At 35.7% G+C, this 12118-nt stretch carries 15 protein-coding genes and 1 riboswitch; all 15 genes read left to right on the top strand.

Features of this window, described 5'->3' with window-relative positions:
- The first annotated feature begins 95 nt into the window (after positions 1–95).
- The 15 genes from ATHE_RS03215 to ATHE_RS03290 all read left to right on the top strand — a co-directional run bounded on the left by ATHE_RS03215 (position 96) and on the right by ATHE_RS03290 (position 12117).
- A complete protein-coding gene (locus tag ATHE_RS03215; RefSeq protein ID WP_015907219.1) occupies positions 96–380 on the top strand; it encodes a sporulation transcriptional regulator SpoIIID in 285 nt (94 codons plus the stop codon).
- A gap of 33 nt (positions 381–413) precedes the next feature.
- A complete protein-coding gene (gene mazG / locus ATHE_RS03220) occupies positions 414–1184 on the top strand; it encodes a nucleoside triphosphate pyrophosphohydrolase (protein ID WP_015907220.1) in 771 nt (256 codons plus the stop codon).
- Between the two features lie 88 nt (positions 1185–1272).
- The gene (locus ATHE_RS03225; RefSeq protein ID WP_015907221.1) at positions 1273–1548 is read left to right on the top strand and encodes an HU family DNA-binding protein; all 276 of its coding nucleotides are present in this window, start codon (positions 1273–1275) and stop codon (positions 1546–1548) included.
- A 152-nt stretch (positions 1549–1700) separates the two neighbouring features.
- On the top strand, positions 1701–1943 hold the full coding sequence (locus ATHE_RS03230; RefSeq protein WP_015907222.1) for an RNA-binding S4 domain-containing protein: 243 nt from the start codon (positions 1701–1703) through the stop codon (positions 1941–1943).
- Positions 1944–2037: 94 nt separating this feature from the next.
- Positions 2038–2313, top strand: a complete 276-nt coding sequence (locus ATHE_RS03235) for a YabP/YqfC family sporulation protein (RefSeq protein WP_015907223.1) — start codon at positions 2038–2040, stop codon at positions 2311–2313.
- Complete coding sequence (gene yabQ, locus ATHE_RS15245) at positions 2267–2647, top strand: spore cortex biosynthesis protein YabQ (protein WP_333782364.1); 381 nt, start codon at positions 2267–2269, stop codon at positions 2645–2647. The genes ATHE_RS03235 and yabQ overlap by 47 nt, the downstream gene beginning before the upstream one ends.
- 54 nt (positions 2648–2701) lie before the next feature.
- On the top strand, positions 2702–3001 hold the full coding sequence (locus ATHE_RS03245; RefSeq protein WP_013430895.1) for an FtsB family cell division protein: 300 nt from the start codon (positions 2702–2704) through the stop codon (positions 2999–3001).
- A gap of 13 nt (positions 3002–3014) precedes the next feature.
- Positions 3015–3377: a S1 RNA-binding domain-containing protein gene (locus tag ATHE_RS03250; protein ID WP_015907225.1), complete on the top strand. Its 363-nt coding sequence runs from the start codon at positions 3015–3017 to the stop codon at positions 3375–3377.
- Positions 3378–3461: 84 nt separating this feature from the next.
- Positions 3462–4115, top strand: a complete 654-nt coding sequence (locus ATHE_RS03255; RefSeq protein WP_015907226.1) for a redox-sensing transcriptional repressor Rex — start codon at positions 3462–3464, stop codon at positions 4113–4115.
- A 17-nt stretch (positions 4116–4132) separates the two neighbouring features.
- Positions 4133–5614, top strand: a complete 1482-nt coding sequence (gene thrC / locus ATHE_RS03260; RefSeq protein ID WP_015907227.1) for a threonine synthase — start codon at positions 4133–4135, stop codon at positions 5612–5614.
- A gap of 103 nt (positions 5615–5717) precedes the next feature.
- Positions 5718–5874: riboswitch (M-box (ykoK) riboswitch) on the top strand.
- 325 nt (positions 5875–6199) lie between these two features.
- Positions 6200–7453 carry a magnesium transporter gene (locus ATHE_RS03270; RefSeq protein ID WP_013430891.1) on the top strand — a complete coding sequence of 418 codons (1254 nt, stop codon included), beginning with the start codon at positions 6200–6202 and terminating at the stop codon, positions 7451–7453.
- Between the two features lie 33 nt (positions 7454–7486).
- On the top strand, positions 7487–8734 hold the full coding sequence (locus tag ATHE_RS03275) for an Nramp family divalent metal transporter (protein WP_015907228.1): 1248 nt from the start codon (positions 7487–7489) through the stop codon (positions 8732–8734).
- A gap of 265 nt (positions 8735–8999) precedes the next feature.
- Complete coding sequence (gene greA / locus ATHE_RS03280; protein ID WP_041727332.1) at positions 9000–9476, top strand: transcription elongation factor GreA; 477 nt, start codon at positions 9000–9002, stop codon at positions 9474–9476.
- Between the two features lie 17 nt (positions 9477–9493).
- On the top strand, positions 9494–10987 hold the full coding sequence (gene lysS / locus ATHE_RS03285; protein WP_015907229.1) for a lysine--tRNA ligase: 1494 nt from the start codon (positions 9494–9496) through the stop codon (positions 10985–10987).
- Positions 10988–11115: 128 nt separating this feature from the next.
- Positions 11116–12117: an acyl-CoA dehydratase activase-related protein gene (locus ATHE_RS03290; protein WP_015907230.1), complete on the top strand. Its 1002-nt coding sequence runs from the start codon at positions 11116–11118 to the stop codon at positions 12115–12117.
- Position 12118: the final 1 nt, after the last annotated feature.

Raw genomic sequence — 12118 nt, forward strand, 5'->3', positions numbered from 1 at the left:
TGACAAAAACTTGACTATTACTCTTTTGTAGGGAAAGCTTCTTTGAAATATAGCATATAATCCTAAGTAAGAGAAATGTTCTGGAGGACAAGACATTGAAGGAGGATATTGAAAAAAGAGTGATTTTGGCAGCAGAAATTATGATTAAGTACAATGCAACAGTGAGAAAGGTTGCAAGGACTCTGGGTGTGTCAAAGTCCACAATTCACAATGACCTCACGAGAAGGCTTATGTACATTGACAAAGGGCTTTACAGGCAGGTAAGAACTATATTAGAAAGAAATAAGCAAGAGAGGCATATAAGAGGAGGACTTGCAACTAAGAGAAAATACCTTATCAAAAAATCACAGCTTCTTTCTAAAAATAGTGGTATAATATAGCATATAAAAATCTGGTGTAGGAGAGATCGGAAGATGAAAGCAAGTTTTGAGGAACTTGTAGAAATAATGGACATACTAAGGAGCAAATGTCCGTGGGATAAACAGCAGACACATGAAAGTCTTAAAAAGTACCTGATCGAAGAGACATATGAGGTTATTGAAGCCATAGACGAGAAAGACTTTACAAAACTTAAAGAGGAACTTGGAGACCTGCTTTTACAGGTAGTGTTTCATGCCAAAATTGCACAGGAAAATGGTAGATTTGATATCTACGAGGTTATTTATGACATCTGCCAGAAGATGAAGAGAAGGCATACACATGTATTCGGTAGCGACAACTTTTCAACCGCTGAAGAGGTTCTTCTAAACTGGGATAAAGTCAAAAACAATGAAAAAGAAGTTGAAACGGTTACAGACAGCATGAAAAGAATTCCAAAACATCTTCCAGCTCTTATGAGAAGTTATAAGGTTCAAGAAAAAGCAGCTAAAGTGGGATTTGATTGGAAAAGTTATGAAGGTGCTCTAAATAAAGCATATGAAGAACTTGAAGAGTTAAAGGAGTGTCTGTCGAAAAATGAAAAAAAGGAGAAAATAGAAGAGGAAATTGGAGATATTCTTTTTGCAGTTGTAAATATAGCAAGGTTTTTTAATATTGACCCTGAAGAAGCCTTGCACAGAACAGTTAAGAAGTTCATAACCAGATTTTCTTATATAGAGGAAAGTGCCTTCAAACAAGGCAAAATATTGAATGAAATGACCCTTGAAGATATGGACAAATTTTGGGAAGAGGCAAAAAAAGTTTAGAAAAGGCTTGAAAAAAGAAGGATTTTTGATATAAATATAGAATAGAAATATTTAGAATATCACAAAATACGCGAGGAGGTAAGAAAGAATGAACAAAACTGAATTGATTTCGGCAATGGCGGAGAAGAGCGGTCTTACAAAGAAGGATGCTGAAAAGGCACTAAATGCGTTTGTAGATGCAGTAACAGAGGCACTCTCTAAGGGGGAAAAGGTTCAGCTCGTTGGTTTTGGTTCATTTGAGGTAAGAGAGAGGGCAGAAAGAGTTGGTAGAAATCCTCAAACTCAAGAAGAGATAAAGATTCCAGCAACAAAGGTACCTGTGTTCAAAGCAGGTAAGATGTTGAAAGATGCTGTTGCAAAGTAACTTTTTTGGTCGAAATAGGGTTTTATAAAAAAGAGGGATATAAGTTTTTTGCTGTTAATTTGGCTGCAGCCATTTTTTAGCTGCAGCCATAAATTTTTCACTACTTTTATCGTTTTTCGAAAAGGTTTTAAAGAAGGTGGGGACTTAAAAAAATGAGAATAGACAAATATCTGAAAGTGTCGAGAATTATCAAAAGAAGGACTTTGGCTCAGCAAGCATGTGAAGCGGGAAGAGTATTTGTGAACGGAAAAGTAGCAAAACCGTCAACAGATGTTAAAGTTGGAGATGTCATTGAGGTGCACTTTGGTGACAGGGTTTTCAAATGCAAAGTGACAAGTGTTGATGAAAAGGTCCAAAAGAATCTGGCAAGTTCAATGTATGAAATGATGGAATAAGATTTTCAAAATAGGTTTTGACATAATTTTCTGTCAGAAGAAATATAGTAATTATTGTGATGCTGAGAATATTTTTGAAGGATGCCACATGGTAATGGATGAAAGAAAAAATCTAAAATCTAAAATTCACAGTGTGCTTATTGAAAACAGAGAAAGGATAACAATAAATGGTGTTGATGATGTTGAGAGCTTTGATGAGAACAATATCATCTTGATTGTCAATGATGAGTTGCTTGTAATAAAAGGGTTTGACCTTAGAATAAATAAAATAAATACAGAGACAGGTGAGGTATTCATAGAAGGACAGATTTATTCACTTGAGTATGGTGAAAGTACAAAAAAAGGACTGTTTTCGCGACTATTTAAATGAGAGGAGAGAAAGATTGCCAAAAAGCATATTTAGTCAAATTTCTGATTTTACAAGCTGTTTTTTTCTTGGGTTTGCAGTAGGAATTGTATTTGATTCATTCTTTTTTAAAAGAATATTGAAGCGCCGAACCAGAGAAATCTTATTTTTTATATCTTCAATTTTGTCCACAGCAGTATTAATAGCAGGTCTTATGTTTATAAATTTTTATACTCTTAAATGGTACACCTTTTTATCAGTAGCTTGCGGTATTTATGTTTATAAAAATACAATTTCGCCTCTTTATAAAGGATTTTTAAAAAAGGTGAACAAAGTTTTATCTTTTAATAAAAGATGAATTGTGATAGAATATAACTACACTTTTGAGAGTTTCCAAAAAGGAAGACAAGCCGTGAAAAAATTATTTAAAGTTCTCAAGAGAATTTTTGTGCTTATATTTGTAATAGCCTTTTTTGTATATTCTGCTACTACAGTTTTTAAGCAGCAAATGATTTTAAAACAGGTAAAGGCTCAGCAGAGGGAAGTTATTTCTCAGATAGAAAAAGTCAAAAAAGAAAATGAATATCTAAGGAGACTTGCGCAGTATGTTGGTACAAAAGACTATATTCAGCAAGTAGCCAGGGAAAAGCTTGGTCTTGTTGGCAAGGATGAGATTGTGTTCATAGATAAAAACAAAAAGAAAAAGGAGTAGAGGAGGCTATTTTGTGTCAATCAAAAGAGGTCAAATATTAGAAGGTATTGTAAAGGGCATAACACAGTTTGGTGCGTTTGTTGAGCTTCCAAGTGGGAAAGTTGGGCTTGTTCATATCTCAGAAGTGGCAGACGAGTATGTTGAAGATATTAAAAAGTATTTGAAAGAAAATCAAACTGTTAAAGTAAAGGTTATTAATGTAAAAGAAGATGGTAAAATTAGTCTGTCAATAAAGAGAGTAAATGAAACAACGAAAAGAGAAAATGAAAAAAAGAGGTCTAAAGATGATTTTGAAGCAAAACTTTCAAAGTTTTTAAAAGATAGTAATCAAAAGCTTAGCGAGTATAATAAACGATATGACGGAAAAAGAAGATAACAGCCTGTTTTAAAATTGAAACAGGCTTTTAATTTAGAAAAAGTATGTCAAAAAAATATCAAAAGAAGATAAGGGGGAGAAAAGTTGTTCAAAAAAAAGAACATCTCACTTGCGGTTATAAGAAGGTTGCCGAGGTATCTTCGGTATGTTGAAGACCTTTTAAACCATGATGTTTTGAGAATATCATCATCAGAACTAAGCCAGAGAATGGGTTATACAGCCTCTCAGGTAAGGCAAGATTTTAACAATTTTGGCGGGTTTGGTCAGCAAGGATATGGTTACAGCACACAGGTTCTTTATGAGAATCTTGTAAAAATTTTGGGGCTTGACAGAAATTTTAAAATGGTTATTGTGGGAGTAGGTAACCTTGGACAGGCATTGGCAAATTATGCTAACTTTTATAAAAAGGGTTTCAGGCTCATCGGGCTATTTGACATTGACCCCCAAAAGGTAGGGAAAACTATCCGCGATATAAAGATTGAACATATTGACAAGCTTAAAGATTTTATCAAAAAGAATGATGTTGACATAGGTGTTCTGTGTGTGCCAGCAGATGTTGCACAAGAGGTTGCAGATATAATGGTTGAAGGTGGGATTAAGGGTATTTGGAATTTTACTGCAAAAGAGATTGAAGTAAAAGGTGATGTGGTTGTTGAGAATGTACATCTGATTGACAGTCTGATGGTACTATCGTACAAGCTAAATGAAAAACTTCTTGAAAAAGAGAGAATAAAGTAAGACTTGAGGTGAAATGAATGCGTTATGTAAGTACAAGAGGTAATAAAGAGGTTAAAGCAAAAGAGGCTATTTACAGGGGGATAGCCGAGGATGGGGGACTTTACACCCCTGTTTTCATACCTCATCTTGACTTAAGTAAGATAAAAAGTATAGAATCTTACGCAAATCTTGCAAAATATATATTTGAGCTCTATCTTACTGATTTTACAAATGAAGAGATTATTGATTGCATTGACAAGTCATATAGTAATGGCAAGTTTGACACAAAAGATGTTGTTGTTTTAAAAAAGCTTGACAGTAGCCTTTTTGCACTTGAACTTTGGCACGGTCCGACATACGCTTTCAAAGATGTTGCTTTACAGGTGCTACCTCATCTTTTACTAAAATCAATGCCAAGTTTTTACAAACAGGCACTCATACTTGTTGCAACGTCAGGCGATACTGGCAAGGCTGCCTTGGAAGGGTTTAAGGATGTTGATAGAACAAAGATAGTTGTGTTTTATCCATCTGAGGGTGTGTCAGAGGTTCAGAAAAGACAGATGACAACTCAGGAAGGCAGAAACACTTTTGTTGCTGGGATAAAAGGCAATTTTGACGATGCCCAATCTGGCGTGAAAGAGATTTTCACAAGCAAAAAATGCATAGATGAAATTGAAAATCTGGGGTTTTTCTTTACGTCTGCGAACTCAATAAATTTTGGTAGGCTTCTTCCACAGATTGTATACTATATCTGGAGCTATCTGGTGCTTTTAAAAGCTGGTGATATATCTGAAGGTGAAAAGATAAACTTTGTTGTTCCGACAGGCAATTTTGGCAATATATTGGCAGGTTTTATTGCTAAACTTATGGGAGTTCCTATAAATAAGTTGATTGTTGCTTCAAACATAAACAGTGTGGTTGCTGATTTTGTCAGGACAGGCTTATATGATAGAAGAAGAGAGTTTTACAAAACAATTTCACCTTCAATGGATATTCTTGTTGCAAGTAATTTAGAAAGGTTATTATATTTAATAACAAAAGAATCAGAAAGAGTAAAAAAATACATGATGGATTTAAAAAGTGAGGGGTATTTCAAAGTTGAAGAAGAAGTTTTAAAAGAGATTCAGGAAAGTTTCTGGGGTGATTTTTCCACAGATGACCAGACAAGAAGTAGTATAAAGATTATTTACCGCGAGTATGACTATCTTATTGACCCGCATTCTGCTGTTGGGTTTGATGTTTACAGAAAATACCAGAAGCAGACGTTTGATAGTACAAAAACGGTTGTACTTCAAACTGCAAATCCTTACAAGTTTGCAAAAGATGTTTTGAACGCTTTGTTTGATGGTGAATATAATAATATTGACCCGTTTGAAGCGGTAGAGATTTTGTATGCAAAGACAGGTGTTGAGGTCCCAGAAGGGATTAAAAGTCTTCTTGCAAAACCGATTTTGCATCCTGATGTGATAGAAAAAAACAAGATGTTTGATTTTATATTAGAGAAAATAAGAGATAATTGAAGAAATTTAAAAAAATAGCCCAGAAAACATATGATTTTTGCCGAAAAAGGCTTGAAAAATGAAAAAATTGTGCTAAAATAGAAGTTGAAAAAATAAATATTGCAAGATATCTCGGTAGGCGAGGCTCCTACAGGGATATAGGCTGCTGCCGCGAAAGATTGGAGACAATCTGAGCTGGTGAACAGGTTTTGCCGAAACCAAGGCATAACCTAATGCAGCTTTTTATGCCGTGTAGTGCCAAAGCTTGTACGAGGTAGCTTTAAAAGGGCGTAAAGTGTGCTTTCACCTCGTTTTTAAGCTTTGGGTGAAAGCACTTTTTGTTTCTAATATCAATGTATAAAATTTTGCTATTGCAAAAATTCTTCTTAAAGAAGGAGTTGAGAGAAAAGATGGATTCTGGTCCTGTGAGTAAGCAGGATTGGACAACAAAAAGCAATTGTACTTTGGAATGTGGAGGGGTGCTAATTTTTCTCTGTTTTGAAAAAATGAAGGGATAAATGCACCTTCTTGCAAATAGATTTTAAAGGCTTTTAGCACCCCTCCACCAAATGACACAAAAAAATTCAAAAAAGGAGGGGTGCTAAAATGCCAAACGTCACAAGCTTTTATCTTAGCAGAGTAATCGGCAACAAGGTCTTTTCAGAAGAAAAGAAGGTTGTGGGAAGGCTTTTAGACTTGGTTGTTGATGCAAGTTATATAAGACCCAAAGTAATTGCTGCAAAGGTAAAAAGTGGCGGTCAAACTCAAATTGTTGATTTTTCGTTTTTCATAATCTACAAGGAAAAAGGGCAATACGTGATTGAAACAAGGAACTTAAAGCCAATCGATGTGAAAAAAGAAGATACCATTATGCTTGTTCGTCATATACTTGACAAGCAGATTGTTGATATGAACGGCAGAAAGGTTGTGAGGGTAAATGATATAAGACTTGCAGTACTTTCTACAGGTGTTTATGTAATAGCTGTAGATATTGGTCTTGAAGGACTTTTGAGAAGGCTTGGTCTTGCAAAGCCCCTGAAAAAAGTCTTAAAACCGCTTGGTAAAAACATTCCTTCGCGGCTTATTTTATGGGACGATGTACAGCCGCTTGCATCGCCAAGGCTTGATTTAAAGCTTTCAACCACATATTCAAAGCTTGCCACCTTGCATCCTTCGGATTTGGCAGACATCATTGAAGAACTTGACAAAAAGACGCAAGCTTATATATTTTCGACTCTGGATGAGGAAAAGGCTGCAGATGTTTTGGAAGAGCTTGAGGTTGAAGCACAGAGAAATGTTTTAGAGAGTCTTCCTGTTGAAAAGGCAGCGGATGTACTTGAGAAAATGCCGGCTGATGAGGTTGCAGATATTTTAGACGAGATAAAAGAGGAAAGAGCAGAAGAGCTTCTAAACGAAATGGAAAAGGAAGCATCAGAAGAAGTCAAAGAACTTATGGAATATCCAGAAAACAGTGTTGGTGCAATAATGACAACTGATTTTATCGCGTTCAAGACACATTTCACAGTTGAGCAGACAATAGAGGAGCTAAGACGCTTGAAACCTGAACCAGACGAGATTTATTACCTGTATGTTGTTGACAATGATGAAAGGCTTTGCGGAGTTGTATCTTTGCGCGACTTGGTAATCTCTGAGCCTCAAACACCACTTTATGAGATAATGAACAGGGATGTGGTTTGTGTAAAGGATACTGATAATGTTAATTCTCTTGTTGAGATTATTTCAAAATATAGTCTTCTTGCTGTGCCTGTTGTGAATGAGAGCAAAAAACTTATAGGAGTTGTCATTATAAACGACATTGTATACGAACTGTTGAAGATGAAAAGGAAACTGTTGCTGTAGATAATAGGTTGATACCAAAGAGGTGATGAAAAGATGGCACAGACAACGAGAAGTACCAGACTAAGAAATATTCTTTTAATTTTAAGTGTAATTGGGCCAGGACTTGTGACTGCAACAGCTGACAATGATGCATCGGGTATTGCAACATATGCAATGGTAGGTTCCATGTTTGGTTACAAGATGCTGTGGGGACTTTTTCTGATAACTATAAGCTTGGCAGTAATTCAAGAAATGGCAGCACGAATGGGTGTTGTAACTGGCAAGGGACTTTCTGACCTTATTAGGGAAAACTTTGGTGTGAAAATGACATTTTTTGCAATGGTGACCCTTTTGATTGCCAACTTTACAACAACAGTTGGAGAGTTTGCAGGAATTGCAGCAAGCCTTGAAATATTTGGTATATCAAAATATATCTCTGTTCCTCTTACTGCTATTTTTGTTTGGTATATTATTAACAAAGGGTCATATAAAAAAACTGAAAAGTTCTTTTTAGGTCTTATGGTAATTTATATCAGCTATATAATTTCAGGATTTTTAGCTAAACCAGACTGGAAAGAGGTGTTCAAAAACACATTTGTACCTTCATTTAGTTTTGAGCCCAGTTTTGTATTGATATTTATTGCTATGATAGGTACCACGATAACGCCATGGATGCAGTTTTACTTGCAGTCCTCTGTTGTGGATAAAGGAGTTGATGTTAAGAACCTTAAGTACCAGCGATGGGATGTCTTTTTGGGAGCTTTCTGGACAGACTTTATTGCGTTTTTCATAGTTGTTGCAACAGCAGCTACACTTTACAAGCATGGCATTAACATTGAAACAGCAGAAGATGCAGCAAAGGCTCTTGAGCCATTTGCAGGAAAATATGCATCAAGTCTTTTTGCGATAGGGCTTTTTGGTGCATCACTTTTAGGTGCACATATTCTGCCACTTTCAACAGCGTATGCTATAACTGAGGCGTTTGGTTTTGAAAATGGACTTGACAAGAAGTTCAAAGAAGCACCTGTATTTTATGGAATAATACTTCTTTTTATTGTAATAGGTGCGGGAATAATTTTACTTCCGAATATACCACTAATTAAACTTATGATAATAGCTCAGGAGATAAATGGAATTTTGCTTCCAATAATTCTCATTTACATGCTCAAGCTTACAAACGACAAAGAAATCATGGGTGAGTATGTGAATTCAAAACTATTTAATGTAATTGCATGGGTGACAGTTGTGTTCATAATAATTTTAACATTGATTTTGCTTGTACAGCCATTTTTGAATATATAGACTTTCCTGGAACTGTTTTTTACGTTTGATTTTAAGAAAGAAAGTTTTAAACTATATGATAAATTTGGCCGCAAATGGTTTTCATCAAAGAACTATTCTTGCGGCTTTTCTTTTTCTTCACTTGACATGAAGCACATCTTTGATTTATAATTGACAAAAGTTAAAATGTACAAGCATAAATTGAAGTGGTTTGAATTAAAATTAATCATAAAAAAATAAAGTCTATTTTCTTTTTGAAAAAGGGGAGGAAAAAATGGCAAGAGAAATGGATACAGCAAAATATCAACTTTCTCGTGAAGCATATGAAAAATACTTAAAAGAACTTGAAAATTTAAAGACAGTTAAGAGGAAAGAGGTTGCAGAAAAGATAAAGGTTGCTCGTTCATTTGGTGACCTTTCAGAAAACTCTGAGTATGATGAGGCAAAGGCCGAACAAGCAGCTTTAGAAGAAAGAATTGCGTATTTAGAACAACTCATCAATAATGCTAAGATTATTGATAAAGATGAAGTTTCAACTGATTTTGTTGGAATTGGTACAAACGTAAAAATTCAGAATTTAGATACTGGGGATATATTTGAATATTCAATAGTTGGCTCAAAGGAAGCAGATCCTCTGAACTTTAAGATTTCTGATGAGTCACCTGTTGGAAAAGCTTTAATGGGCAAGAAAGTTGGAGATGTTGTTGAGGTGAGTGTACCTGCAGGGAAGTTTAGATATAAGATACTTGAGATATCAAAATAAAAAGACGGAGATGGTGAATGGGGATGCAGGATTTTGAGTTTACTCAGGAAGAGCTAAACGAGCAGATACAAAACAGGATAAAAAAGCTAAAAGAACTTCAGAAGAATAAATACAATCCATATGAAAAGGTAAAATATGACCCGACACATTATTCTACTGATATTAAAGAGAACTTTGAAGTATTTGAAGGCAAGTTTGTCTGTGTTGCAGGAAGAATGCTTTCAAAAAGAGGTCATGGCAAGGCTTCGTTTGTGGATATTTTAGATACAAAAGGCAAAATCCAGATATATATAAAAATTGATGAAGTTGGAGAAGAAAAGTACGAGGAGTTCAAAGAATATTATGATATTGGAGATATAATAGGGGTAAAGGGAGAGGTTTTCAAGACTCACAAGGGCGAAATTTCGGTAAAGGCGAAAGAGATTGAGATGCTTACCAAGTGTTTGCGACCACTTCCTGAAAAGTGGCATGGGCTCAAGGATGTTGATACAAGATATAGAAAAAGGTATCTTGACCTGATTGTAAATCCTCAGGTTCGGGATACTTTTATCAAAAGAAGTTTAATAATCCGTTCAATACGCAAGTTTTTAGATGACAGGGGATTTTTGGAGGTTGAAACTCCTGTTTTGAGTCCTGTTGCAGGTGGTGCTGCTGCAAGACCTTTTATTACCCATCACAATGCTTTGGACATTGACCTTTATTTGAGAATTGCAACAGAGCTCCACTTAAAAAGACTTATAGTTGGTGGGTTTGATAAGGTATATGAGCTTGGTCGAGTGTTTAGAAATGAAGGTATTTCAATAAAACACAACCCTGAATTTACAACCATTGAGATTTACCAGGCGTATGCTGACTATAAGGACATGATGGATTTAACAGAAAAGCTTATCACAACGGTTGCACAAGAGGTTTTAGGTACATTAAAAATAACATATCAAGGGCAGGAAATTGACCTGACAGCGCCATGGCAAAGGCTTACCATGGTTGAAGCAATCAAAAAGTATGTTGGCGTAGATTTTGAAAATGTTACTTCTTTGGATGAAGCAAGAAAAATTGCAAAGGACCTTGGGATTGAGGTTGAGGAAAACTGGCAGATAGGTCATATCATAAATGAAATATTTGAAAAGAAAGTTGAGGATTTTCTGGTTCAGCCCACGTTCATAATGGACTATCCAGTTGAAGTTTCACCACTTGCAAAGCGTAAGAAAGACAATCCTCAGTTTACTGAGAGGTTTGAGCTTTTTATTACTTGTAGGGAAATTGCGAATGCATTTTCAGAGCTCAACGATCCGTTTGATCAGAAAGAGAGATTTTTAGAGCAGCTCAAGGAAAGGCAGAGAGGCAATCAAGAAGCCCACATGATGGATGAGGATTTTATAGAAGCGCTTGAGTACGGTATGCCACCGACAGGCGGGCTTGGAATAGGAATTGACAGGCTGGTTATGCTTTTAACAGATTCGTATTCAATCAGAGATGTGTTACTTTTTCCAACAATGCGACCGAAGGATTAGTAAAAGATGAAGGGGCAGTTTTGTTTATTTTTGAAAAAGCTGCCCCTTTTTTTAGAATACTATAATCTTTTAATTGTGCTATAATAGTAAGGGAAGGTAAAATGGGAAAGAAGGAGATTTTAAATAGCATGAAAATTGCTATTCCACATTCACTTTTGTATTACTACTACTTTCCTTTATGGGATACATTTTTTAAAGAGCTCGGGTTTGAGGTTGTGGATACAGGCCCAACAACTAAGGATATTCTTGATAAAGGTTCGAAGGCGGCTGTTTCTGACATCTGTGCGCCTATAAAAATATTTACAGGACATGTTATTGAGGGTTTGAAGGTAGCTGATTATGTATTTGTTCCAAGATTTGCGAGGATAAAAAAACCAGAATATTTTTGTCCAAAGTTTATGGGGCTTCCAGACATAATTGAAGGAACGGTACAAGAAAGTAAAGGAAGAGTTATCTCACCCATAATAAATGAAAAAAACAACGAGAATATAAGCTCACCAAAGATTTATGAAATGTTGACAGAAATGTTTGGATTTTCTTACAGGGAGATACGACTTGCGATAAAAAGAGCAGAAGAGGTTTTTGAAAGGTTTAAAGCTCTTTTGCACAGTGGACTTTCTTGCGACAAAGCACTTGATAGCTACAGAACGGGTAGATGGGAAGAGGACTTAAGAAGTGTAAAAAAAGATGGCAATGTGACAATTGCTGTTTTAGGATATGTGTATGATGTGTATGATTCTTTCATAAGCATGGATGTTATAAAAAAGCTTGAAAATTTGGGTGTAAATATAAAAACATTTGAGATGGTACCCCAAGAGGTTGCATATGACAATTTAAAACATTACAGGAAAAGGCTTTTTTGGACTTTTTCAAACAGGGTACTTGGCGCAGGTCTTCATTATCTTAAAGACCCAGAGGTAGATGGTGTAATCCATGTGACAGCTTTTGGGTGTGGACCTGATGCAATTGTCGGAAGGTTTTTGCAATATGAGAGTGATGTTGCAGGGAAGCCATTTACCACTTTGAGAGTAGATGAACATACAGGCGAGGGGCATATGATAACAAGGATAGAAGCCTTTGTTGACATGCTCAAGCGAAAAAAGTGGGCAAAATTGTCGGAGGTATTATAAA

Source organism: Caldicellulosiruptor bescii DSM 6725, assembly GCF_000022325.1.
Lineage (GTDB): Bacteria > Bacillota > Thermoanaerobacteria > Caldicellulosiruptorales > Caldicellulosiruptoraceae > Caldicellulosiruptor > Caldicellulosiruptor bescii.

Excerpts from the sequence above, each read along its gene's own strand:
- mazG (WP_015907220.1), top strand. The coding sequence starts at position 414 with ATGAAAGCAAGTTTTGAGGAACTTGTAGAAATAATGGACATACTAAGG.
- ATHE_RS03225 (WP_015907221.1), top strand. The coding sequence starts at position 1,273 with ATGAACAAAACTGAATTGATTTCGGCAATGGCGGAGAAGAGCGGTCTT.
- ATHE_RS03230 (WP_015907222.1), top strand. The coding sequence starts at position 1,701 with ATGAGAATAGACAAATATCTGAAAGTGTCGAGAATTATCAAAAGAAGG.
- ATHE_RS03235 (WP_015907223.1), top strand. The coding sequence starts at position 2,038 with ATGGATGAAAGAAAAAATCTAAAATCTAAAATTCACAGTGTGCTTATT.
- yabQ (WP_333782364.1), top strand. The coding sequence starts at position 2,267 with ATGGTGAAAGTACAAAAAAAGGACTGTTTTCGCGACTATTTAAATGAG.
- thrC (WP_015907227.1), top strand. The coding sequence starts at position 4,133 with ATGCGTTATGTAAGTACAAGAGGTAATAAAGAGGTTAAAGCAAAAGAG.
- ATHE_RS03270 (WP_013430891.1), top strand. The coding sequence starts at position 6,200 with ATGCCAAACGTCACAAGCTTTTATCTTAGCAGAGTAATCGGCAACAAG.
- ATHE_RS03275 (WP_015907228.1), top strand. The coding sequence starts at position 7,487 with ATGGCACAGACAACGAGAAGTACCAGACTAAGAAATATTCTTTTAATT.
- greA (WP_041727332.1), top strand. The coding sequence starts at position 9,000 with ATGGATACAGCAAAATATCAACTTTCTCGTGAAGCATATGAAAAATAC.
- lysS (WP_015907229.1), top strand. The coding sequence starts at position 9,494 with ATGGGGATGCAGGATTTTGAGTTTACTCAGGAAGAGCTAAACGAGCAG.
- ATHE_RS03290 (WP_015907230.1), top strand. The coding sequence starts at position 11,116 with ATGAAAATTGCTATTCCACATTCACTTTTGTATTACTACTACTTTCCT.